The sequence below is a fragment of the Secundilactobacillus paracollinoides DSM 15502 = JCM 11969 genome (genome assembly GCF_001311135.1).
Lineage (GTDB): Bacteria > Bacillota > Bacilli > Lactobacillales > Lactobacillaceae > Secundilactobacillus > Secundilactobacillus paracollinoides.
On sequence record NZ_BBAG01000011.1, the window covers coordinates 18,516 to 41,469 of the forward strand.

Below are 22,954 nucleotides of genomic sequence, written 5' to 3' on the forward strand. Positions count from 1 at the left end.
GGTGGATATTAAAAAGATTCAGGCGTTTGTTGATCTGGCAGCCACGCTGAACTACACCCAAACGGCGGCGCACCTGTTCAGCTCGCAAGCGACCGTGTCGAAGCAAATCTTGTCACTGGAAAAGGAACTCGGCGTCAAACTGTTCACCCGCGCGCATCGGCAGGTCACGCTAACCGAGGTTGGGATCGCCATTTTACCCAATGCGAAACGGTTACTGCACGAAGCCAACCAGCTAACCGAAACCGTGAGCCAGTACCAGCAAACGGCCGACCTCACGCTGACAATTCACAGCATTCCGTCGATTTCACAGTATCGGGCGTTCAATTTGATTGCCGCGTTTCATACTGCGCATCCTGAGATGGCACTGCATTTCGCTGAGGCGGAAAACGAAAATCTGCTGACCTCGCTGGATAATGGGCACAGTGACGTAGTGTTTCTGCGGCTCTTTAGTCTGGCGGCCAGTCCATACGAACAACTGGTGGAGGAGCAGGACCAGTTTGCGGTCGTACTGCCTAAGACCAGTCCGTTAGCGCAGCGGCCATCCTTGACCATGGCAGACTTGAGCGGGGAATCGTTTTTACTTTTAAACGAGACCACCGACCTCTACCAGCCGTTATGGACGCCGCCCACGCTGCCGGGGTCACGCCCAACATCATTTATAAGGGTCAACGCATCGACCTCATTCTTGGCATGATCAGCCGCGGCATGGGGCTCTCCGTCATGATGCAGCACTCCCTTGACCTCACCGACTACCCCGCCATTACCACGGTTCCCCTCGACCCGCAACGCGTCAGCTACCTGGCGTTTCTGCGATCACCACTGCATCATAGTCGGGCTGCCGATCTGTTTTGGCAGTTTGTTCAGGATACCCATATTAAATGAGAGTTGCTGTGTTGGCCGTTCTACGATCTTGTCAGCGAGCACAGTTTTCGGCATTCCAATGAAGCCTACCAATTCAAAGAATTATTCCATAATGGAATGGTTCTTTTTTGAATAAGAATTGTTTCCGCATCCAAGACCCGGCATAATAGGACTCGTAAACAAGAAATGGAGGTCATGACATGAGTGAAGAACCGTATGATTTGAGAAAAGTGCTGGCCGAGATCAAGTCCGATCCGACGCAGTACCATGAAACGAATAAAGAAATTAACCCGGATGCTGATCTGGCGGGTGTTTATCGCTACATTGGCGCTGGTGGGACTGTACAACGACCAACGACGGAAGGGCCAGCGATGATGTTTAACAACGTCACTGGATTCCCAGATAGCCGAGTGCTGATCGGGCTAATGGCCAGTCGTAAGCGGTTGGTAAGATCCTGCATCACGACTATAAGACGCTGGGTCATTTGTTAAACGACGCAGTGACCCATCCCGTTAAGCCGGTCAAGGTCGACCACGACGCTGCCCCAGCCCAAGAAGTCGTGCACAAGGCAACTGATCCGGACTTTGATATTCGTAAACTCCTCGCGGCACCAACCAACACCCCGGTTGACGCTGGCCCCTACATCACCGTTGGGGTGGTCTACGGTTCTAGTCCTGACAACCGGGAAAGCGACGTGACGATTCACCGGATGGTGCTGGAAGACAAGGACACTATTGGGATGTACATCATGCCTGGTGGTCGTCATTTGGGTGCTTTCTTGAAGGAATACGAAGCAAAGAACGAACCGATGCCGATTACGATCAACATCGGGCTGGATCCCGCCATTACCATTGGCGCGACGTTCGAGCCGCCGACAACCCCACTCGGCTATAACGAATTACAGGTCGCCGGTGCGTTGCGTGATGAACCCGTTCAGCTGGTCGATGGCGTTGCTGTGAACCAGTTGGGGATTGCCCGTTCTGAGTGGATCATTGAGGGCGAAATTTTACCTAACACTCACATGCAAGAGGACATCAACACCAATACTGGGTTCGCCATGCCAGAGTTTCCCGGCTATAACGGTACCGCTAATCCGGCCGTGAACGTGGTCAAGATCAAGGCAGTGACGCACAGGAAGGACAACCCAATCGTGCAAACGGTGATTGGCCCGTCCGAAGAACACGTGTCGATGGCAGGCATTCCAACCGAAGCTCCATTTTGAACCTGGTCGACCGTGCTATTCCGGGTAAGGTGAAGAACGTGTACAACGCGCCAGCTGGTGACGGGAAGCTCATGACCATCATGCAGATCCACAAGGAAGACGAGGCGGATGAAGGGATTCAACGCCAGGCTGCAATCTTAGCTTTCTCAGCATTTAAGGAACTCAAAACCGTGATTTTGGTCGATGAGGACGTAGATATTTTTGATTGGAATGATGTGATGTGGACCATTAACACGCGCTTCCAAGCTGATAAGGATATCATGGTGCTGGAAGGCATGCGCAATCACCCACTGGATCCGTCAGAATTACCAGAATACGACCCGGCAAGAATCCGAATTCGCGGCATGAGTTCAAAGCTCGTGTTGGATGGGACTGTGCCGTTTGATATGAAGGATAAGTTTAAGCGGGCACCGTTTAAGGAGATGCCTGATTGGAGGGAGTATTTGGAGTAGAGTGTGGAGCAAGGCGCTTAGAGGGCGGAGCGTAAGCTAACTCTGGCAGAAATGCCTGAACTTGGCATTTTTGCCAGAGTTGGCTTACGCAGTAGCCTCTGCCTTGCGGAACACGTTTCGGCACGGCTGCCAAGAAAGGCGTAGCCAGACCGATTCAGTTGAAGAAACCAGTGATTCCGGGCCTGACTTTTTGGCCAGAGTCCGTTACACGTTAGCCCCGTGCCTTGCGGAACACGTTTCGGCACAGTTGCCAAGAAAGTCAGTAGCCATACCCATTCGGCTGACAAAAAACCGGCAATACTGCCCTTGGAATTTTTGTCAGAGTTAGCTTATGCAGTAGCCCTCTGCCTCCTGGAACACGTTTCGGCACGGTTGCCAATCAACTCTGAACTTTAAATACAGAAAACACTCCTCTGAACACTTACCCATTACAAAAAAACAACCACCGAAAGGATGATCAAACATGAAACGAATCGTAGTTGGCATCACCGGTGCATCCGGCACTATCTACGGCATTAGTCTTCTACAGGCACTTCACGCCCAGCCAGACGTTGAAACGCACCTGGTCATGAGCCGCTGGGCCAAGGAGAACCTAGCAGTGGAAACGCCAGAATGGTCGCTCAGGGACGTGCAGGCATTAGCCGATGTTGTGGAAGACGACCGCAATTTAGGTGCTACGATTGCCAGCGGTTCGTTTCAGCATGACGGCATGGTTATCGTTCCCGCCAGCATGAAGACCGTCGCGGCCATTTCAATGGGGCTAGCGGATAATTTGATTGCGCGAGCGGCGGATGTGACACTGAAGGAGCGCCGACCACTGCTGATCGTACCGCGGGAATCCCCGTTTAATCAGATCCATTTGGAAAATATGCTGAAGCTGGCAAGAATGGGCGTGGAAATTATCCCACCGATTCCAGCCTTCTATAATAATCCGAAAACGATCGATGATTTGATCGACCACAACACCATGAAATTGCTGGATCACCTGCATATTCAAAACGACTTTCAGGGACGTTGGCAGGGTCTTAACGAAGCTAAATCGGCTGCTAAACGAGAGGGGAATGCCTAATGACCCGCACGTTTTCAGTTACGCAAGCTGGTTTTTCCATGCAGGCCATCGTTGACCGGCAGAGTCAGTACTTGCTGATTCAGTTGATTGGCGGCGACGTGCCGCACTATGGCGTGGTGACCACTGTAAGTCAGCAGGAAGCGCCGACAACCATTGCGATGCCCAGCCGTCCCGGTCATCACCACCAAGAAGGGGTGTTGACTGAGCAGTTAGCGACAATGCTGCAACCGCATTTGCAATCTAATGCGATGATCGTTGGCGGGATGCACGTTAATGAAATTTCGCCGGAACAGATGCAGGCTACCCAGGCGATGGTAACTAGTTTGGGCGAATAGATCATTGCCTGGTTAGGCGCACATCCGGCGGCGAAACCGGTGGAACGATTTTCGAAATAGAACTGAAAAGGATGACAATCTGCTATTTTGGCACTAAGTCATTCTTTTTTTTCTGCTATGCGGTACACTAGAAGTAATATTTTGAGACAAAACGAGGTGAGTGGCGGTGGCTAATAACGACCAAAATAATATCGTCAGTCTGGACATCATGATGATGGAATTTCAACGGGCATATCTGTTTCAACGCAAGTTTATTCGAGCTTATGCTAACGCACCGAAAGCCAAGTATGACATTACATTTGATGAGTATTTGATTATGCACGACATTGCCATGGCAACCACCGATATGGCTAGTTCTGATTTAGCGGAACGACATCAAGTCAGTAAACCGGCAATGACTCGGTTGTTAAAAGGGTTGGTCGCAAAACAGCTCATTATTGAGACTGAAGGTACTGACAAACGTCAGAAAATCTGGCAACTTACACCAAAGGGCCAAGAGGTCGACCGTGCCGTGACGGCGGATGAGCGCGTAAATGTCAAAACTTGGCAAGATCGTGTGGGAACTCGTCGAATTCAAGAGTTTTTCAGTTTTTTGGACGAATTTCAGGATGCTATTAGCGATACGCATGGTTATTTTCCTGTTGAAGGTGGTTCAATTACGAAAAGCAAAGAACAGCATACAGACGATTAAATTAAAAGATAACGCAACGTAAGTGACCGTTGCGTTATTTTTTTATCACTATATTAGTTAACAAGCCGAAACAATATATGTACGTTTATGGAATTTATGTAAACGCTTAATGAATATTTTTGTGAATAGTTAATTAATAATAAAACACTATATATTAGCGATTAAAACATTATTTCACTTGTATAAAAACTATAATGTGAAAAAAGTTCTTGACTCTGACTAATCTGGTGGTAAGCTGTAATCGTTAATAAGTTAAACTAAATTAGAAGGTGTTCAAGAATGAAAGCAGTCACGATTAAAGAACCAGCAAACGGGTACTTTGACATTAAAGATGTCACGCTACGTCCAATTGAAGCTGGGGAAGCATTAGTTGATATGGAATACTGTGGTGTCTGTCACACAGATTTGTTGATTGCCAGTGGTGCTCAGGGAGAACATCCTGGCCGGATCACAGGACACGAAGGCGTTGGTATCGTTCGTGAAGTTGCCCCGGATGTGACTTCAGTTAAACCTGGTGACCGGGTTTCGATTGCTTGGCTCTTTGCCGGCTGTGGTCATTGTGAATACTGTGAACAGGGTCTAGAAAATCTTTGCCGAAATCGTCACGAATCTGGTTTTGATGTGGATGGGGCGATGGCGCAACAGGCTATTGTTAAAGCTGACTGGGCGGTTAAAGTGCCAGCTGGATTGGATCCTGTTAAAGCAACATCCATTACCTGTGCTGGTGTGACGTCATATAAAGCAATCAAGGAATCAAACACAAAACCCGGCGACTGGATCGTTGTCTATGGTGCTGGTGGTTTAGGTAACTTGGCCGTTCAATACGCAAAGAACGTCTTTAATTTGAACGTTATTTCCGTTGATATCTTCGATGAAAAACTTGCCTTAGCTAAGGATGCCGGTGCTGACTTGGTATACAATGCCAGCAATAATGACTCGCCTCAATTTGTTCACGAGCACTTACCAGAAGGTGTTGCTGCAGCAATCGTTACGGCACCAGCTGCGACCGTTTTTGACCAAGCAGCAAACGTTGTAAAAGCTCATGGGACAGTAGTCGCTGTCGGGATGGCTGCTGGCAACATGGAAATGAGTATTGCCAAGATGATCGTTGATGGTACTCAGGTTAAAGGCACGTTAACTGGGACCCGGAATGACTTAGCTGAAGCCTTCATGTATGCATCAAAGGGACTCGTTTCACCAATCACGTCGTTACGTCGAATGAGTGATATCAACAAAATCGTTGACCAGATGCACGCCGGTAAGATTCAGGGTCGCGCTGTTATCGATATCAAAGCTGAAGCATAGAAAGGACTTACTAAAAATGACAGATTATAACTTTTTAAACCCATACCGTTTCCGTAATGGTGCCGTTGTCAAAAACCGGATCGTGATGGCACCAATGACCGAAATGAGTGCTCATGAAAATGGCGCAATTACTAAAGATCAAATCGATTATTATGGCATGCGTTCAGGTGGCGTTGGTATGGAACTTACGGCCTGTGCTTACGTGACACCTGCAGGTAAGGGATTTGAAGGTAACCTCGGTGTTGACAGCGACCGCATGATTCCCGGTTTAGCCAAGTTGGCGCAAGCAATGAAGTTAAACGGAACTAAGGCGATTCTGCAGATTTTTGATGCTGGTCGGATGACAAATTCTAAGATTCTGCGTGGACAACAACCCGTTAGCGCTTCGGCTATTGCAGCTGACGCCCAGGTTCAGAAACACCGCGCGCCTTAACCGGTGCTGAAGTTTTGGATGAAATCAAAGCTTTTGGTGAAGCGACACGTCGGGCCATTGCAGCCGGATTTGATGGAGTTGAGATCCATGGTGCCAACACTTACTTGATTCAACAATTCTATTCACCAAATTCCAATCAACGTGAAGATAAATGGGGTGGCAACCTTGAAAACCGGATGCGTTTCCCACTGGCCGTCATTGACCAAGTGAAGGAGGTTGCCGATCAGTACGCTAATCACGACTTTATCGTTGGCTACCGGATCAGTCCAGAAGAAATCGAAACACCGGGGATTCGGCTGGAAGACACACTAACTTTCGTTGACCGTTTAGCGGATGCACCACTCGATTACCTTCATGTTTCCATGGGGAATGTTTGGCGGACTTCATTGAACGATAAAGAAGCAACAGAACCAATCCTTCCACAAATTTTACGTGTACTGGACGACCGGATTCCATTGATTGGTGTCGGCAACATTGAGAAGCCAGAAGATGCAGAAAAAGTAATTGATGCCGGTATCGATTTTGCTGCTATCGGCCGTGAATTGATTCGCGAACCACAATGGGTTCAAAAAATCATTGCTAATGATGAAGGCACGATCCGTTACCAATTGTCACCATCTGATATTGATGACCTCAATATTCCAGCACCACTTTGGGATTTCTTGAACTTTGTTTTCAAGCCAATTGCGGGTATTTCGACTGAAGCAACACCTGAAGAAACTTTCGCTAATGCCGCTGCGCCTTGGGATAAGTTTTAAAGGATGGTTGTATAAAACAATAAAAAGGATGACAACGCGCTGTTAGCAGTCGCTGTCTTCCTTTTTTATTGCTTGGCACATCGGTGTTTCACGTGAAACATATGAAATGGGTAGAGATAAAGAGATAAAGATGAGACTAAAAAACGCCACATGTTCTAATCCCAATTATTAGGTTTAGAAATGTGTCGCTTTTTAGTCATATGAAGACAATCTGTCAATAATTCTTTGAACGGGTGTCAGCCAACTGCTTGATTGCGGGACCATGGTGGCCGTGGCCACCCTTATGCTTGTAGTGGTGGTGGCGATGACCTTGAGATTGCAGCATCAATTGCTTTGTGCGTTCGCGTTCAATCTGCAACTTCTTGCGGTAAATGCCATTCTGTGCTCGGCCGTGAATAAATAGAGCAAGTGGAATCATTTCCAATGCCAGTCCTGCTGGAATTAACCAGGGATACTCTTTAATAATCTCAGTGTGTTTGTCAGCAATACGTTGTAAGTCTGACAGATCAACGGTAATCTCTTTTGCCATTTCCATCACTCCTTTTCTCTTTATCATACCTTATTTTTTGGGGAATGAAAGCGATTTAATTGTGAATGAGAGTGGAACAAAGCGGTTAAGGGGCAGAATGTAAGGGACTCTGGCAGAAATGTCCGTTTTTGGCATTTTTGCCAGAGTCCCTTACATGGCCGCCCCTTGCTTTGTGGAACTCGTTACGGCACGGATGCTAGAAAGGACGGTTTTGGTGTTCTCTGTTAAGTTTAGAATTAAGCGATTGTGGTTCTCTGTCCTCGAGCGGAAACGCGTTTCGGAAAACTGAGGGCTACTGCCTAAGCAACTCTGACAAAAATACCAAGCCCAGGTATTTCTGTCAGAGTTGCTTAGGCTCCGCCCTCAAACCGTTTTCCTCCACGCTCTAATGCCTTATCTGCTGTTCATCAGTAATCAACGGGAACCCGCACTTGAACACTGTCAGCAAGAAGTTGAGCAATGGTTTCGTTACCTTCAACTCGTCGACATCGCTCAGTGCGAACGTGTAGCGGATGCTGTCTTCTTCGCCGGCTTCGACCTTTTGAACCCATCGTGGTTCGCGGATCAGTTCTCGGCCTAACGCTGCGAAGTCTACGTTTTCGCCGATCAATTTTTCGACTTGAGCGGGACTGGCGAGGTGGCCGACGACCATCAATGGCAGGCCCGGTGCGAGCACTTCTTTGATTTTCTCGAAGACGGGTTGCTTGTCGTCGGCGTCCACAATGGAGCTGCCCCAGGCGTCGGCCAGCGAGATGTGCAGGTAGTCGATGGGGGTCTGGTTCAGCGCCTTCACTAAGGCGAGTGTGTCAGCCATGCGGATGCCTGGTGTTTCGCGTTCTTCAGGGGATAAACGATATCCCAGGATGAATGGTCGGTTGGCTTTGGCGATGACCTGGGCGCAGATTTTGACCACGGCTAATGGGAAAGTCATGCGCTTTTCCAATGAGCCGCCGAATTTGTCGTCACGCTGGTTGGTCAGTGGCTGAAGAACTGCTGAATGAGGTAAGTGTTGGCACCGTGGAGTTCCACGCCGTCAAAACCCGCATCGATGGCGAGTTGAGTGGCCTTGGCAAAGTCCATGATGGTTTCTTCGACCTCAGCCGTAGAAAGGGCACGGGGCTGTTCGGCACCTGGTCGGTCAGCCTGAACGTTACCGGCTGAAACAGATTGTTCGCCGCGAAGGATCTTGGAGTTGCTCATGCGACCAGCGCTGAAGATCTGTAAAATGGCCTTGGTGTGGCCGACCTTCATGGCGTTTGCTAATTTTGTCAGACCTGGCAGCATGTCTTCGTGGGCGGCGCTGAGTTCGCCTTCAAAACCTTTGCCTAAATCGTTGACGTTGGCGCAGCCGGTGATCTGCATCCCGACCCCGCCAGCACGCAGGTTGTAGTAGGCCGTTTCGTCACTGGTGATGGTGCCATCCTCAAAACTGGACTGCTCGGTCATGGGTGACATGGCGATTCGGTTTGCGATAGTGACGCCGTTTCTTAAGGTGTAGGGCTTTAAAAATTGATAGTTGGTCATTGAAATCTTCCTTTCAAAACGACCGCCTAAGCCTTCACGGCAGCCGCTAATTGATGATAATACGCAATGGATTGAGGGTCGAGCCGCAGATCGGCGGCCAGTTCCTGATCCGTGAGCTTGTCGTGGGTCAGAAAATAGTTAACAACCATGCTCTGGTAGAGCTTGGTGGGCGTCAGCGGAATGCCGAGCACCTTTTCATCCGGTTTCAAATACTTATGCATACCAGGCACAGTGAGGTGCGGGTCGCCGTCGAACCGTTGTTTTAAAAACAGGTCTTGGCTGTGCTGGCGCGCCTGAATCGGGGTGATGAACCGGGTGAATTCGGCCCAGAATGTCGTTTCCCATTCGTTAAAGGAATTCGGATCAAACTGGGTGTAAAATCCTGGTGTCAACATTTCCTTCACCGTATACCCGCGGTTCGTCAGCAACAACGTCAGTCGCGTATAGTATGACAACTGATCGTTTCCCATGATCTCCGGCAACGCGTACAGCCACTTCGTCGACGGTGCACGAAGCTGTTCCTTGGACTTCCCTTTTAAGGTCAGCGTCGGAAACTGCGAGATCAAATTGTGGGTAAACAGGTATTTGAAATAGATGTTAATATGTGACAGCATCTTATTATAAGTGCCATTCGTCACGTGACGCTCATTGATCAGCATCGCTAAATACTGCTCAACATCGCGGTCAAACAGCGCCGCTACCCGATGATCACGCTGATAGCCAGTGTTAAACGTACTCATATAACTAAACAGATCGGTCAGCACCGTCCGATACTCATTGATCGTCGGTTGCGCCAAACCTTCATTTTCCAGGTAGGGTTCGAAGACGTCCTGGTAGGGATATTGGGTTGCTTGCGCCATGTAAACGCCTCCTTTATTTACTTTAACCTAGTAAGTAATTAAATACAACGGGTAAAGAATAATTTTTGTAAACGATTACTGTGTTGTGTTGCCAGCAGTGTTCCTGTAGGCTGATAATGGTAGTTTTAGAACTCGGCGTTTGCGTTCGACGTTCGTTGCATTGCGCGGTTTGGCACTCCGCTGTGGTGGCTCGCGATGAAGCTAATTCGATTTCTGCTGCGCAGCTCTCGAATGGATCTTCATCGTCTCGCATGGCACTAAATGGCCGAAAGTCACGCCCATTAAGTGCCATCGACACCACAACTCCGTGCCAAACCGCTCCATTCCACTGATTGTGAGCTAGCCACATATACTTGTTAAGTATCACAAGACAGTTAAGGCTAGTTCGTAGATTATTCGCACTCGACTGCTAGCCAGCCAATATAGTTGGAACCAATGTCAGTAACTTGCTGATAAGAACCATGATTACAAATAAGTAATGTGACGCAACGTAACGTTGCAAACTGGAAAAAGTTACGCAACGCAGCGAAAGTAGCGAACCAAACGCAATATAACATATAGAAGAAAAGCTTAAAGGAAGATGGTTGGTTGATGCGCGTATGAATTCGAAAATAATTTCTGGGTCGTTTTGGCTCTCGTTTGGGAGTATCTTTTCGCGGGTGTTGGGTATTGTGTACCTAATCCCGTGGTTGGCGATGTTGGGCAGTCCGAGTCATCAGACGACGGCGCAGGCAATTTTTAACAGTGCCTACACGCCGTATGCGCTGTTTATCTCGCTGGGAACGGCAGGCTTCCCGTCCGCCATCGCGCGGCGGGTGGCCTACTACAATGGCCAGGGAAAACCGCTGAGCGCCAAGCGGGTGACGCAGACTGGGTTTGTGATCATGCTGCTGTCCGGTATCATCTGCGGGATTCTGCTGTACACGTTTGCGCCGTTGCTGGCGGCCAGCAGTCCGGTCAAGTCGACCTGCGATGCAACGTTGGCGATTCGCGCCTGGTGCCCGCTATTGTCATTTTACCATCCATGAGCGCGTTGCGGGGCTGGTTTCAAGGAAATGGCGACCTGAAACCGTACGGCCTGTCACAACTGTGGGAACAGTTGGTGCGGGTCATTGTCATTTTGGCGGGCACGTATCTGATCATTGAGGTGCTCCACCAAAACTATATCCAGGCGGTCTACGTCAGTGTGGCTGCCGCCTTCTTTGGGGCGGTGTTTAGCTACGGCTACCTGTTGGTGCGCCTGATCCGGCAACGGCGCGGGGCTCCGGCAGTCGCCGCGTCGACTGAAAAACCGTCCGTGAGCCAACTAGGTAAGACGCTGCTCATGATCAGCTATGAGTCGATTCCGTTTGTCATCGTTGGGTCTGGCATCACGCTCTGTCAGCTCGTTGATCAATTGTTCTTTAAACAGATTCTGGTCGGCAGCCTGCACCTATCGGCGGGCTACACGCAGTATCTTTACACGATTTTTTCCGCTAATCCGAATAAGATCACGACGGTGGTGATCTCCCTCGCCATGGCGGTGTCCGAGTCGTCCTTGCCACTGATCTCCGGCAAATTATCGTCGGTTAAAACGAGCTATAAATCGATTGAAAAACTGATTACGGATAACCTGAAACTGTTGCTGGTGACGCTGTTGCCGATGGTTATCATGATCAGTGCACTCTCCTATCCAATCTATGGTGTCTTTTTCAACTTCGATAACCTTGGTGCCCACTATCTCGTTTACAACGTCATTCAAAGTTTTGTTTTAGGACTTGGGATTGACGTGTTAACGCTGATGCAGTCGTTGCGGATGAGCAAGCTGGCCACCGTGACGTTGCTGGTTGGTCTGGGTGTTAAACTTCTTCTTCAATGGCCGCTCGTATACGCGCTTCAGGGATTAGGCGCCATCATTGCCACCACAATTGCGTTTGGCATCGTCATTTTGATGGGGCTCCACTTTATTTGTCGGTACTACCGCCTTCATTTACGCGAACTGTGGTCGATCGTGCGGCTGAACCTCATTTTCGCGGTCATTCTGCTGGCCGCAACCTTCCTGTTAAGCCACCTGTTGACGGCGGTTGCCTCAAAGATACTGGCCTTGTTGCTGGCGGCTGTATTAGGCTAATTTACGTGGCGGTCTATGTGGTACTGGCCAACGCGACTGGTGTTGCCGAGAAAGTATTTGGGCAGCGCATTGGGCTGAGCATGCTGCATCGGTAATGATTATTTCCTGGGAAATACCGGGAAAGTTGCCTGATATTTTGGCGATATTGGATTGGAATTGTTAAAAAAGCAAAAATAAAAAGCCTAGCATAATTTTGCTAGACTTTTTTTGTTTACAGAGCTGAAACGTGTTCCAGAAGGCAAGGAGTGGCACTTGAGCAACTTCTGGCACAAAATCTAAATGGAATTTCTTAAGCTATAAATTACTACTGGCAGCGGCTTTCTATTAGCCTTTAGCCGAAACGTGTTCCAGAAGGCAAGGGGCTACTGCATAAGCAACTTCCGGCAGAAATGCCAAGTTCAGGCATTTCTGCCGAAAGTTGCTTATGCTCCGCCCCTTAACCGCCTTCTTCCACACTCTTACTTAGTCTTCGGCGCACTAGCTCTGACAAACACAATGTTCGTCTTGTCAGCGTCCACGTCACGGACGGCCTTGTAGCCGCTGATGTTGAGCGTCTTATCCTTGTTTTTCCCGTGGGTCTTCGTCTTGACGGTCAGCGTCTCATCAAATGGGACACCGGACATCTTACCGGAGAGCTTGATCACGGTTTGGTTATTATCATTTTGCTTGAAGCTGTAGTTGACCGTGCCTTCCTTGTTCAGCGCATTCGCCTTTTGCGCGTTACCGTAAGACATGTAGTACTTGTCAACGTTGTACATGGTGGCTTTGCCGGTATCTGAATCAAACGCGATGGCTTCCATGCCTGAATTACTCTTACCGTTAATGGACCCAGCTAGGTACCAGAAACCGTCCCCCTTGAGGACCGTGCTCTTCACGTCAGATGTTTGTGACGTGGTGGGCTCGTTTTTGAAGCTGGCCGATTCGTTGCTCTTTGATTGGCTTTGCTTACCGCAGGCGGCTAAAAAGATCGCCATCACTGCAACAAGACTGTAAAGCAGGGCTTTTGTCTGCTTCTTCTTCATTTTATATCACCTCATTGCCGATAGTATAGCATATCTAAGTGACACGCAGATAACCAGCCGTTTAATAAAAGGTTAAATTAATATAACGACTGCCCCTTTACACGAACATACGTTTCCTAGTAAAATAAGGGGTGCACAATAATCGGGAACGCGCGATGAGCCATGAAGTGGCTCATCTTTATCAGACAATTTACTGGCTATCGTCAGGGAAGTGACGGTGATCAGCGGTCTGGCGCGACCCAAACAGGGGGAATCACAGCATGCCAAAACGGTATCGCCGACGCAATAATTCATTTTTCACATATCTAGTGTTGTTTGTGGCCGTTATCATCGGCATCGCGGCCACAACGGGCGACAGTTCAAGCTCGAAAACGGCTGCCAGCCAGTCGACCATCACGGGCCAAGTGTCGTCGATCATCAAATCGTTTACCGCGGGTAGCAACAGTACCGGCAGCGGTGGCCTCGACACGAGTACCAGTACTGGGACCGGCACCACGAAGGCAAAGGGCACCACTGAACTGGCCAATTTGACCTACACCGATCAGCAGATCGTGCAGGTGAACAAAAATGTCCCCACGTTTACGCAGGCACAGTTGAGCACATCGAAGGGCGCCTGGCAGGAATACCATCAGTTGGATTCATTGAACCGAGTGACTGGGGCGGATGCGTTATTGAACAAGTCCCTAATGCCAACCGCAGAACGGGAACCGCTGTACGTGGATCCAACGGGTTTTCACAACAAGCGGATCACCTATGACGGCAAGACGGACTGGCTGTATAACCGCAGTCATTTGATTGGCTATCAGCTGACCGGTAAGAACAACAACCTGAAAAATTTAATGACTGGCACGCGGTCGTTGAATGCGCCCGACATGGAGCAGTATGAAGACGAGGTTGCCAGTTATCTCAAGGAACACCCACACAACTATCTGCGCTACCAAGTCACACCGATTTTTCGCGGCAAGGAACTGGTTGCCCGCGGCGTCCACATGCAGGGTGAATCGATCGGTGACCACCAGGTACGGTTTAATATCTACATTTTTAATATACAACCAGGTGCTACGATTGATTATAGTACCGGCTATTCGACTGTTTCGAATTCGAAGTAGGTCCTTTTCAGGAGGTCTAGGCCCGTTCCATTCCGCAATTTGGCACTCCGCAATAGTAGCTCGCGATGAAGCTAACGCGATTTCTGCTGCGCAGCTCTCGAGTGGATCTTCATCGTCTCGCACATCAGTAACCGACCACAGAACGGTCGCTAACTGATGTCGACAACATTGCTCCATGCCAAATTGCTGTATTTCACTCATTGTGAGCTTGCTTCGTACTACTGATTAAAAATCACGATGTCATTCAACCAAGTTTGAAGAGAATCCGTCCTCGACTGCTGATACTTCCAGTGAGAGCAATGTATAATACCGTGCTAAGTCTGGTGGTAATACTCGATTTACAGCTTAAAGATACTACTTTAGTGCGAACTTTTGAGCTGTTAATTATTTCGACTATGTAGCGTAGTGGAGCCGGCAGGGCCGACCGGCGCAACGAAGCGGCAGTTTCGTCTATCAAGAAATGAAATTTTCAAGCCAATCATTACAAAATAGTCACAATCATGCAAAAATCGAGAAAAGTTTGATGTTGAGACGCTCTGAAAGTGTTCTATTATAGAAGTATTGATGAAAATAAGAAGCGTGACATCATTTCAGATGTTACTTTTGGAAGAATAGCGTGTTTTAGGGGGATGTAAGTGTGAAGTATCGAAAGGCAGGCCTCGTTGCGTTCATTGCAGCGGTGGTGTTTATGCTGCCATTGTCAGCGTCAGCAAGTTGGAAGATCGTGCATCAAAAATCATCGGGGTTAGTGGGTTATCATCGCTACTTGATGCGCAAGATCAATGATAAAAAGGTGCACTTTGTGAAGGTGCCTAAAAGTTACGTGCACGCCAGCGGCAGCACGCATACGATTAAATCAACGAAGGGAACTAAAGTTTCATTTACGACCAAGTATCTCTTGCCGTCGCCCGGACGTAATAAGGCGCGCTGGGGAAATCCGCAGTCGATCGCTATTTCAAAGGGGCGGCTGATGTACGTCGTCTATTGTCCAACGAATTTGAAAAATAAGGGTCAAATTGTGCGGTATAACCTGAATACACTGGATAAACTGGGTATTCGATCTTCGCCAAAACTATTACAGTCAGTGTATGTGAAACATAAGGGCAAGTATTCTGCGCTGCAAAAGAGAATTCAAAAGGCTATCAAAGTCGGCCCCATGTTTACCACGGGGCACGGTCAGTCGTTAGCGTACAACTTCAAGAGCGGTGCGCTTTACATGTGGCGCGATAAGGAAAAGAGCGCCCGCGTGCCAACGAGTATGTACGGTGAGATCCAGCACATTAGTCCTAAGTCACTGCGGCCGGATAGAATGGTACGGTTTAAATTGTCCTCAGGTGGCATGCATTTGCCGGGTGGTCACGACCTCGCATTTGATAAGTCTGGTAACGCCTATTTCTGGACGAATCCTGGCGCTGGTGGCTACGTCTACAAGGGGAAAATCAGTGCCAAACACGTGTCGTTTCGCCTGACCCATCAAATTATCAAACACTTTCCAGGGACGCGGATTCAATCCATGGGTTATAACCCCGTACGAAAGCGGCTCTATCTGGTTTCAGATGGCTCCATTGCCAGCTTTTCTGCCAGCCGGTTGAAGGGTCGCGGGTCGCTGACCAACAGTAATTTTAACTGGTCGTCGTTGTCGCCAAAACGGGAACTAGAGGGATTGGCCTTCGATAAAAGTGGCCACGGGTACTTGCTGAGTAACCACCAACCGGAAGTGCTGGAATCAAGTCACCGGTATTGATGAGAACACGGTGATTACCCTCAACTGACTAGTGAAATGTCGTTCATTTTCGATAATCAAGCATTCTCGACCCTAAAAGCGGCATAACACGGTACACTTGTGATGAGTCAAACATGATATTTAGGAGGCGTTGGTATGAAGGTACTTATTCTTGGCGCAAATGGCCAAATTGCGAAATTTGTTGAAAACCGGATTCTGACGGAAGATCAATTTAAGGATATTGAATTGACGTTATTCCTGCGGGATCGTTCGCGTCTGCAGCAGTTGGCAGATAACCCACGGGTAACGCTGGTTGAAGGTAACTTAACGGATGAAAAGGCGGTTCAACAAGCAATGGCGGGGCAGCAACTGGTACTTATTGCGACTGTTGATACCGACTCAGAAAACACCATTACAACCAATGTGATTCAAGCAATGAAGGCGCAACATGTGGACCGTGTCTTGGCTGCCAGTTCCATCGGTATCTATGCTGAGGAGCCAAATCCTCAATTTCATGCTTGGAATCAAAGTACGCTCAGTGGGGCTCTGGCACCGATGCGGCAAGCATCAGAGCTGTTACAGCAGTCGGGACTCACCTATACGACGATGCGGTTCGCCTGGTTAAATAACCACGATGCTATTAACTACACCATCACCGAAAAGGGTGAAAAATTCGCGGGCGGTTCCGGCTCACGAAAGAGTATGGCGGATGCCATTTTAAAGATGATTGCCGACCCAACATTGTACGCAAACAAGGTCATCGGCATCTCGGATCCTGAAACGAAGGATGCACCGAGTGTTGTGAATTAAATCGACTCAACAAAAAAATCTCGCTGAACACGGCTGTGTTGGCGAGATTTGTTGGAATCTGGTGACGATTTAGAATATTTCAGGCTTAAGATAATATGCGGATTACCGCTTGTCGAGCGCGGATTCAATGCCAAACTAGGGCTAATTCTGTTTTGATGCTTAAGTTATTTAAATAAGCACAATAATATGAGTTGCTCGGAGTGAATTTGGCGGTCGGCTGGTGCGTCGGTATCAGGTTGCGGACGTTTCTCAGGCCGCTTACTGATACGGGAGCCGGAGGAGATCCTTGAATTTCTGACAAGAAATTCAATAGCTTCGGAGCGACCCATACCCGCCGACCGCCAAATTCACGGAGAGTAACGGGCGTGACAGGTACGTGGCACTATCGGCGATTATTAAAATACCGATAAACAAGCCAAAGAATCAGGGCAACGATGACGGCGGTACCGATAAGTGGATTTTCACGAAACATCATGTGAAACATGTGGAACATGCCAAAGTGGTAGAAGCCAGTGATGAGTTGTGACAGCATTTAAAGATCTCCTTTAATATCATTTTGAACGCGTGTTTTGAAAATCAGCCTTTAAAACGATATAATTTCCCGTATAAGGATATAAGGGGGCGTCACATGTCGATTTCTTGGGCGATGATTTTTGAAATAATCTATTTCATTAACGTTATTTTAGCAATAATTACCGTATTTAGACAGCGAAGAGATATCGCTGCCATCTGGGCTTGGCTATTGGTGTTGCTATTTCTGCCAATTGTTGGGTTCATCCTGTACGCGTTTTTGGGCCGGCAACTGCCGCGAAACAAGATGTACAAGGTTAAATCCAACGTGACGATGCAGTTGGATGAGTTACTGAAGCGCCAGCGAGAATTTTTGGGAAACGAAAGTCTGCCCGCTGACCGCGTTTCCGATTCGATGAAGTCAATGGTCCGCATGTTCATGACCACGAACCGGGCTTTCCTTGCGCGAAAGAACCGCGTGAAGATCTTTACGGATGGCAACCAGTTATTTCATGACATGGTTGAGGACATGGCAAGTGCGAAGTCTAGTATTCACGTCGAATTTTACACGTTCTATAACGACAAGATCGGTAATCATATCCTGGATCAACTGGTGAAAAAGGCGAAGGCTGGTGTCGAAGTGCGGGTCATCTATGATCCGTTTGGGTCATTAGGGACTTACCGGCGCTTCTTTAAGCCGTTACTGGATGCCGGTGGCTATGCTGAACCGTTTCTTGCCAGATCACTCTTTACTGATTTTCGACTGAACTTCCGTGATCACCGAAAAATCGTGGTGGTTGATGGGAAAGTCGGGTACGTTGGTGGCTTTAACATCGGCGACCAGTATCTCGGTTGGAAGGAAAAATTTGGTAATTGGCGGGATACTCATTTGCGCATTACTGGCTCAGGCGTGTTTGGCCTCCAAAGCCAGTTCACACTTGATTGGAACGTGACGGCACGGTCAGCGCATTTGCCAACTGACCACGTAGATTCAAAGTACTTCCCACTGACCCACGTAAAGGGTGATAGCAACCTCCAGATCGTGACAAGTGGGCCAGATTCCGACCTGCAGCAGATCAAAATGGGTTATATTCGTTTGATCCAGTCGGCGAAGAAACGGGTCTGGATCCAAAGCCCATATTTAATTCCCGATGATAGTGTGATGGATTCCCTGCGGATCGCTGTCATGGCGGGTGTAGACGTTCGGGTCATGGTGCCGCACATGCCGGATCACGCCTTTGTTTACCGGGCAACCCAGTATTATGCCCATGAGTTGGCGAAAATCGGGGTCAAGATCTACTTTTATCAAAATGGGTTCCTGCATGCGAAAACCATGGTGGTCGATGACAACTTAGCGTCCGTTGGGTCAGCGAACATGGACTTTCGGAGCTTCAAACTCAATTTTGAGATCAACGCCTTCCTGTATGATGAGAAGCTGGCAAAACAGTTGGCCGACATTTACGAAGAAGACATTCGCCAAAGCGAGTTGATTACCGCCAAGATGTTCGCAGATCAGTCGTTTTACCTGCGTTTCAAGCAAAGTTTTTCCCGGTTATTATCCCCAATTTTGTGATGAGCTAATCGCTTGTAAACGGTTACATTTTCAGGTATAACATCCATGGAAGGTTAGATAAGACCAATGTAACACGGCACCACGTCACATGTAGCTTGTACCAGTTTAACAATTGTTCCAAGAAGCATCGAAACGTGAGAAGTACCGTTGCTGAGAAGCAACGTGGCCCGCTGTTTGGCGATACTAGACCATGCGGGTCGTGTGTAGGAAGTCATGGGAAGTACTCAGTGACGTTATGACCAGCAGAATGATCGAGGAGTCGGGTGGCTAAGAACGATGAGTGCCCGCTGAAAAACCTTCTGGCATAACCAGACGAAACCGCATAGATTAAGCTCCAAGATTAGATTCATCTAGGAATTGGTCGATAACCTTCTGCAAGGTACAACGGATGCATGCGTTAAGTGCATTCGGATATAAGTTCCAGAGCCGCTCCCCAGGTAGTTTGTGGGAGTGGTTTTTTTGTAGAGTGTGGCAGTTGGCAACCCAGCGCACGTGATGCGTGAAGTGAACGACCATGACCGTGCCTACTACTTTAAAGACCGACAGATCGACTGGTCAAAGGTTAGTGTGCCAGATCAAAAATAGGGACGCAACGCCACTTGAATTTATAACTGAATCGTCAAAAAAGCACCGACAAAACTGTGGAGGCAGTTGTGCCGGTGCTTTTTGGGTGTGTAGTAGAAATTAGCGCATCGCGGGTCATCACTGCGATGCCGGCGAGATGAAGTGTCTCGTACTTGATGACGCGCAGCACATTGCCGACATCTCCGGTTGGTAATGCCCCAGCTGTTAGCCTAACAGAGCGAACTCTGCGATGACTAGGCAACAGGTGTGAATGGACAGTAAGCAACAGGGGCTAAAGCCATTTCGCTGTTTGGCATTCGAAATAGGTGCCAGCAATGGGAAGCGATTGAGATGAAACGTCATATCAGCTGAATGACCACAAACTACGCTTGATGCTCCGGCTGATCGATCACGAACCGAACCTCGAACCCGGCCTCGGTCAACGCCGCCTTAACGGCATCGCGGTCGGCGCGGTCGACGTGCATTTCTATCATGATCTCACCTAAATTACGAGTGACCATCAGCGTTTGGATATTGAAGTGGTTGTCGGCCATTAACGTGCCGATCTCGCCAATGACGCCGGTGCGGTCGTTATCGATGAAGATCTGAACGACCGTGGCCTCCTTGTAGTAGTCGGTGATGTCCAAAAAGGCGTTTAAAATGTCGTTGCTGGTGATGATGCCGACAACGTCAGCGCCGTCCATGACGGGTAAGACGCCAATGTTATTTTGCCGCATCTGGTAAATCGCGTCTTCCAGCTGTGCCGTTTGTGGGACCGTCTTGACGTCTTTGATCATCACCTCGCCGACCGTCATCTTGTTGAAGAGGTAGTTGACCTCATAGATCGACAAACTGGTGGCCTTGGATGGCGAAGCTTCTGAGATGGACGATTCCGTCACGAGACCGACTAACTGATTGCCGTCGATTACGGGTAACCGATGGATGGCGTTGTCTTTCATGGTATTAATTGCCACGTTGATCTTAGTATCCGGTGAGATGGTGATCACCTTTTTTGTCATATAATCTGCAACACTCATTGTTTAACCCCCTAGATATGCTTTCTGGACGTCGGTGTTCGCCAGCAGTTCCTGGCCAGTCCCGGTTAACTTGACCTCGCCGGATGCCAGCACGTAGCCGCGGTCCGCGATGGAGAGGGCCTTTTTGGCGTTTTGTTCGATCAGCAGCACCGTGGTGCCCTGTTCCTGGATCGCCTTCACGATGTCGAAAATTTCATTGATGAAGATGGGCGCGAGTCCCATGGAAGGCTCGTCCAGCAAAATGAGTTTGGGCTTGGACATCAGCGCCCGACCCATGGCCAGCATCTGCTGCTCGCCACCGGAGAGGGTGGCGGCATCCTGATTCTCCCGTTGCTTTAAAATGGGGAACCGCTTGTAGATCTCGTCAAACGTGTCACTGATCTGTTGGCGGTTAGACTGGAGAAAGGCACCCATCTGCAGGTTTTCTTTGACGGTCAACCCGGGGAAAATATGGCGGCCTTCGGGAACTTGTGAGATGCCCTGAGCCACGATTTTAGGTGCTTTTTGTTTTTGAATTTGGTTACCTTCATAGGTGATCGTGCCGCTGACGGGTTTCAACAGACCAGAAATGGTCTTGAGAATCGTCGTTTTTCCGGCACCGTTTGCCCCAATCAGGGAAACGATTTCGCCCTCGTTAATTTCGAAACTGACGCCCTTGACGGCGGTGATGACACCGTAATTAACGGCAAGGTTGTCGACTGTAAGCATGGCCATTTCTAGGCCTCCTCTCCCAAGTACGCCTTGATAACGGCGTCGTTTTGTTGAATTTCATCTGGGGTGCCCTCAGCAAGCAGGGAGCCGTGGTCGAGCACGTAGATGCGTTCGGCCAAATTCATGACCAGTGACATGTCGTGTTCGATCAGCAGGACCGTGATGTGAAATTCACGTTGGATCTGGCGAATCAAGCGCGTGAGATCAGCTGTTTCTTCGGGATTCATCCCGGCTGCTGGTTCGTCCAAAAACAGAATTTTTGGTTTCATCGCGAGACCGCGGACGATTTCGAGTCGGCGCTGGATCCCGTAAGGTAGATTCTTGGCGAGGACGTCGATGTCGTCCTGCAGGTCAAAAATCTTCAGCAGGTCAATGGCTTCTTGGCGAATGCGCGCCTCGGTCTTGTAGTAGGTTGCAGCCGGAAAACAGATTGAATGAAGCCTTCCTTGTAGTGGCTGGTCATGGCAATCAGCACGTTGTCAATGACGCTGAGATTCTTGAACAGACGGATGTTTTGGAACGTCCGTGTAAGACCAAGATCAGCGACTTTGTACGGCTTCATGCCGTTGATCGGTACCGTCCCATTTGGCCCGTTAAACGTGATGGCGCCCGAAATTGGGACGATCACGCCGGTCAGCAGGTTAAACACGGTGGTTTTCCCCGCACCGTTTGGGCCAATGAGGGCGACGAGTTCGTCGTCGTTTAACTGCATGGAAACGTTGGACACGGCGGCCAACCCGCCAAAGTTTTTGACGAGGTCGTCAACTTTTAGAATTGTGCTCATGCTTGCGTTTCCCCCTTTGGTTTGCGACGGCTAAAGAGTCGTTTAAATGAGAATTCCCAAGTGCCCAGCAGGCCGGATGGCTTGAAGACCATCATCACAACAAGGACGACGGCGTAAATGACCATGCGCAGGGTACCAAAATCTTGTAAAACGGTATCCAGCACGCCCAAAACGAAGGCGGCGACGAAGCTGCCGGTGATCGAGCCGGTCCCACCAAGGACGACGATGATCAGGATGGCAATGGATTCCATGATGTTGTAGTTCGTTGGCGCGATGGTTTGTACGTAAGAGGCTTGAAGTGAACCAGCGATGGCAGCGGTAGCGGCGCCAAAGACGAAGGCGGCTAGTTTCCACTTGGTGGTGTTGATCCCCACAGATTCAGTGGCAATCTCATCTTCACGCACGGCCATGGCAGCCCGGCCACCACGACTGTGAATGAAGTTCACGATAAGAATTGAGGTGACGCAGACCATGATGTACACCACTGGCCAGGTCGCAAATTGCGGAATGTTGAACATCCCGGCAGCACCGTTGGTAATTTTGAGGTTATTGATGATGATCCGAATGATCTCGGCTGCGCCCATCGTCGCAATGGCCAGATAGTCGCCCCGCAACCGCAACGTTGGGATCCCAACGATCAAGGCGGCCACGATGGCGATGATGATACCGACCACAATGGAGGTCCAAAAGCCAGCAGCGTTTGCATGGTCCGACGTAATGATAGCTGTCGCGTAGGCGCCGACTGCCATAAACCCAGCGTGGCCCAGCGAGAACTGTCCCGCGAACCCGATCACCAGGTTCAACCCAACTGCCAGGATGATGTTAATGCCGATCGTCACCAGCATGTTTTCGATAAACGCGTTGATCACGCCCACGAGAATGAGGGTGTTAATGAGGTAAAACCCCGCAATCATCACGATCAGCCAACACAGATTGTATTTGAAATTTGCTCTCATATGTGA

The 22,954-nt window shown here is 49.1% G+C and carries 17 protein-coding genes and 5 pseudogenes; 13 read left to right on the forward strand and 9 right to left on the reverse strand.

From position 1 onward, the window contains the following. The first annotated feature begins 1 nt into the window (after position 1). The 7 genes and pseudogenes from JCM11969_RS05835 to JCM11969_RS05870 all read left to right on the forward strand — a co-directional run bounded on the left by JCM11969_RS05835 (position 2) and on the right by JCM11969_RS05870 (position 7,126). Positions 2–882: pseudogene (locus JCM11969_RS05835) on the forward strand (LysR family transcriptional regulator). A gap of 179 nt (positions 883–1,061) precedes the next feature. After that, positions 1,062–2,535, forward strand: a pseudogene (locus tag JCM11969_RS05845) (UbiD family decarboxylase). Positions 2,536–2,998: 463 nt separating this feature from the next. Further along, positions 2,999–3,604 carry a UbiX family flavin prenyltransferase gene (locus JCM11969_RS05850; RefSeq protein WP_054709341.1) on the forward strand — a complete coding sequence of 202 codons (606 nt, stop codon included), beginning with the start codon at positions 2,999–3,001 and terminating at the stop codon, positions 3,602–3,604. Beyond that, a complete protein-coding gene (lpdD, locus tag JCM11969_RS05855) occupies positions 3,604–3,939 on the forward strand; it encodes a prenylated flavin chaperone LpdD (RefSeq protein ID WP_054709343.1) in 336 nt (111 codons plus the stop codon). The genes JCM11969_RS05850 and lpdD overlap by 1 nt, the downstream gene beginning before the upstream one ends. 166 nt (positions 3,940–4,105) lie before the next feature. After that, positions 4,106–4,630, forward strand: coding sequence for a MarR family winged helix-turn-helix transcriptional regulator (locus tag JCM11969_RS05860; RefSeq protein WP_054709346.1), 525 nt, complete (start codon positions 4,106–4,108; stop codon positions 4,628–4,630). 279 nt (positions 4,631–4,909) lie between these two features. Beyond that, entirely contained in the window at positions 4,910–5,935 is a 1,026-nt protein-coding gene (gene adhP, locus JCM11969_RS05865) for an alcohol dehydrogenase AdhP (protein WP_054709349.1), read from the forward strand. A gap of 16 nt (positions 5,936–5,951) precedes the next feature. Continuing rightward, positions 5,952–7,126 (forward strand): annotated as a pseudogene (locus JCM11969_RS05870) (NADH-dependent flavin oxidoreductase). Between the two features lie 214 nt (positions 7,127–7,340). Here the strand turns inward: JCM11969_RS05870 and JCM11969_RS05875 are convergent. From JCM11969_RS05875 to JCM11969_RS05885, 3 genes and pseudogenes are all read right to left on the reverse strand, one after another. Further along, positions 7,341–7,655 carry a hypothetical protein gene (locus JCM11969_RS05875; RefSeq protein WP_054709353.1) on the reverse strand — a complete coding sequence of 105 codons (315 nt, stop codon included), beginning with the start codon at positions 7,653–7,655 and terminating at the stop codon, positions 7,341–7,343. A gap of 385 nt (positions 7,656–8,040) precedes the next feature. Then, a pseudogene (locus JCM11969_RS20095) lies at positions 8,041–9,179 on the reverse strand (NADH-dependent flavin oxidoreductase). 26 nt (positions 9,180–9,205) lie between these two features. Next, positions 9,206–10,039 carry a phage integrase N-terminal SAM-like domain-containing protein gene (locus JCM11969_RS05885; RefSeq protein ID WP_054709356.1) on the reverse strand — a complete coding sequence of 278 codons (834 nt, stop codon included), beginning with the start codon at positions 10,037–10,039 and terminating at the stop codon, positions 9,206–9,208. Positions 10,040–10,638: 599 nt separating this feature from the next. Here JCM11969_RS05885 and JCM11969_RS20335 point away from each other — a divergent pair. Further along, the gene (locus JCM11969_RS20335) at positions 10,639–11,067 is read left to right on the forward strand and encodes an oligosaccharide flippase family protein (protein WP_369523200.1); all 429 of its coding nucleotides are present in this window, start codon (positions 10,639–10,641) and stop codon (positions 11,065–11,067) included. Next, positions 11,037–12,149, forward strand: coding sequence for a polysaccharide biosynthesis C-terminal domain-containing protein (locus tag JCM11969_RS05890; RefSeq protein ID WP_369523201.1), 1,113 nt, complete (start codon positions 11,037–11,039; stop codon positions 12,147–12,149). Before JCM11969_RS20335 ends, JCM11969_RS05890 begins: the two co-directional genes overlap by 31 nt. Before the next feature lie 458 nt (positions 12,150–12,607). Here the strand turns inward: JCM11969_RS05890 and JCM11969_RS05895 are convergent, their stop codons facing one another. Then, on the reverse strand, positions 12,608–13,171 hold the full coding sequence (locus JCM11969_RS05895) for a hypothetical protein (RefSeq protein WP_054709360.1): 564 nt from the start codon (positions 13,169–13,171) through the stop codon (positions 12,608–12,610). Between the two features lie 260 nt (positions 13,172–13,431). Here JCM11969_RS05895 and JCM11969_RS05900 point away from each other — a divergent pair, with 260 nt between their 5' ends. The 3 genes from JCM11969_RS05900 to JCM11969_RS05910 all read left to right on the forward strand — a co-directional run bounded on the left by JCM11969_RS05900 (position 13,432) and on the right by JCM11969_RS05910 (position 16,813). After that, positions 13,432–14,280 (forward strand): DNA/RNA non-specific endonuclease, encoded by an 849-nt coding sequence (locus JCM11969_RS05900; protein ID WP_054709363.1) that lies wholly within the window; start codon positions 13,432–13,434, stop codon positions 14,278–14,280. A gap of 637 nt (positions 14,281–14,917) precedes the next feature. Then, on the forward strand, positions 14,918–16,024 hold the full coding sequence (locus tag JCM11969_RS05905; RefSeq protein WP_054709365.1) for a hypothetical protein: 1,107 nt from the start codon (positions 14,918–14,920) through the stop codon (positions 16,022–16,024). 135 nt (positions 16,025–16,159) lie between these two features. Next, the gene (locus tag JCM11969_RS05910) at positions 16,160–16,813 is read left to right on the forward strand and encodes an NAD(P)H-binding protein (RefSeq protein ID WP_054709367.1); all 654 of its coding nucleotides are present in this window, start codon (positions 16,160–16,162) and stop codon (positions 16,811–16,813) included. A 382-nt stretch (positions 16,814–17,195) separates the two neighbouring features. Here JCM11969_RS05910 and JCM11969_RS18190 read toward each other — a convergent pair whose 3' ends face one another. Next, entirely contained in the window at positions 17,196–17,345 is a 150-nt protein-coding gene (locus JCM11969_RS18190) for a hypothetical protein (RefSeq protein WP_169790388.1), read from the reverse strand. A gap of 96 nt (positions 17,346–17,441) precedes the next feature. Here JCM11969_RS18190 and cls point away from each other — a divergent pair, with 96 nt between their 5' ends. Continuing rightward, positions 17,442–18,896: a cardiolipin synthase gene (gene cls / locus JCM11969_RS05915; RefSeq protein ID WP_054709370.1), complete on the forward strand. Its 1,455-nt coding sequence runs from the start codon at positions 17,442–17,444 to the stop codon at positions 18,894–18,896. A 947-nt stretch (positions 18,897–19,843) separates the two neighbouring features. Here the strand turns inward: cls and JCM11969_RS05920 are convergent. The 4 genes and pseudogenes from JCM11969_RS05920 to JCM11969_RS05935 all read right to left on the reverse strand — a co-directional run bounded on the left by JCM11969_RS05920 (position 19,844) and on the right by JCM11969_RS05935 (position 22,948). Continuing rightward, a complete protein-coding gene (locus JCM11969_RS05920) occupies positions 19,844–20,497 on the reverse strand; it encodes a CBS domain-containing protein (protein WP_054709372.1) in 654 nt (217 codons plus the stop codon). Between the two features lie 3 nt (positions 20,498–20,500). After that, positions 20,501–21,211, reverse strand: coding sequence for an ABC transporter ATP-binding protein (locus JCM11969_RS05925; RefSeq protein ID WP_054709375.1), 711 nt, complete (start codon positions 21,209–21,211; stop codon positions 20,501–20,503). Positions 21,212–21,213: 2 nt separating this feature from the next. Beyond that, a pseudogene (locus JCM11969_RS05930) lies at positions 21,214–21,992 on the reverse strand (ABC transporter ATP-binding protein). Continuing rightward, a complete protein-coding gene (locus tag JCM11969_RS05935; RefSeq protein ID WP_054709379.1) occupies positions 21,989–22,948 on the reverse strand; it encodes a branched-chain amino acid ABC transporter permease in 960 nt (319 codons plus the stop codon). Before JCM11969_RS05935 ends, JCM11969_RS05930 begins: the two are co-directional and overlap by 4 nt. Between the last annotated feature and the right edge of the window lie 6 nt (positions 22,949–22,954).

What these genes read in the sequence shown, in the direction of transcription:
- JCM11969_RS05850 (WP_054709341.1), top strand. Translation starts at nt 2,999, where the DNA reads ATGAAACGAATCGTAGTTGGCATCACCGGTGCATCCGGCACTATCTAC.
- lpdD (WP_054709343.1), top strand. Translation starts at nt 3,604, where the DNA reads ATGACCCGCACGTTTTCAGTTACGCAAGCTGGTTTTTCCATGCAGGCC.
- adhP (WP_054709349.1), top strand. Translation starts at nt 4,910, where the DNA reads ATGAAAGCAGTCACGATTAAAGAACCAGCAAACGGGTACTTTGACATT.
- JCM11969_RS05875 (WP_054709353.1), bottom strand. Translation starts at nt 7,655, where the DNA reads ATGGCAAAAGAGATTACCGTTGATCTGTCAGACTTACAACGTATTGCT.
- JCM11969_RS05885 (WP_054709356.1), bottom strand. Translation starts at nt 10,039, where the DNA reads ATGGCGCAAGCAACCCAATATCCCTACCAGGACGTCTTCGAACCCTAC.
- JCM11969_RS20335 (WP_369523200.1), top strand. Translation starts at nt 10,639, where the DNA reads ATGAATTCGAAAATAATTTCTGGGTCGTTTTGGCTCTCGTTTGGGAGT.
- JCM11969_RS05895 (WP_054709360.1), bottom strand. Translation starts at nt 13,171, where the DNA reads ATGAAGAAGAAGCAGACAAAAGCCCTGCTTTACAGTCTTGTTGCAGTG.
- JCM11969_RS05900 (WP_054709363.1), top strand. Translation starts at nt 13,432, where the DNA reads ATGCCAAAACGGTATCGCCGACGCAATAATTCATTTTTCACATATCTA.
- JCM11969_RS05910 (WP_054709367.1), top strand. Translation starts at nt 16,160, where the DNA reads ATGAAGGTACTTATTCTTGGCGCAAATGGCCAAATTGCGAAATTTGTT.
- JCM11969_RS18190 (WP_169790388.1), bottom strand. Translation starts at nt 17,345, where the DNA reads ATGCTGTCACAACTCATCACTGGCTTCTACCACTTTGGCATGTTCCAC.
- cls (WP_054709370.1), top strand. Translation starts at nt 17,442, where the DNA reads ATGTCGATTTCTTGGGCGATGATTTTTGAAATAATCTATTTCATTAAC.
- JCM11969_RS05920 (WP_054709372.1), bottom strand. Translation starts at nt 20,497, where the DNA reads ATGAGTGTTGCAGATTATATGACAAAAAAGGTGATCACCATCTCACCG.
- JCM11969_RS05925 (WP_054709375.1), bottom strand. Translation starts at nt 21,211, where the DNA reads ATGGCCATGCTTACAGTCGACAACCTTGCCGTTAATTACGGTGTCATC.
- JCM11969_RS05935 (WP_054709379.1), bottom strand. Translation starts at nt 22,948, where the DNA reads ATGAGAGCAAATTTCAAATACAATCTGTGTTGGCTGATCGTGATGATT.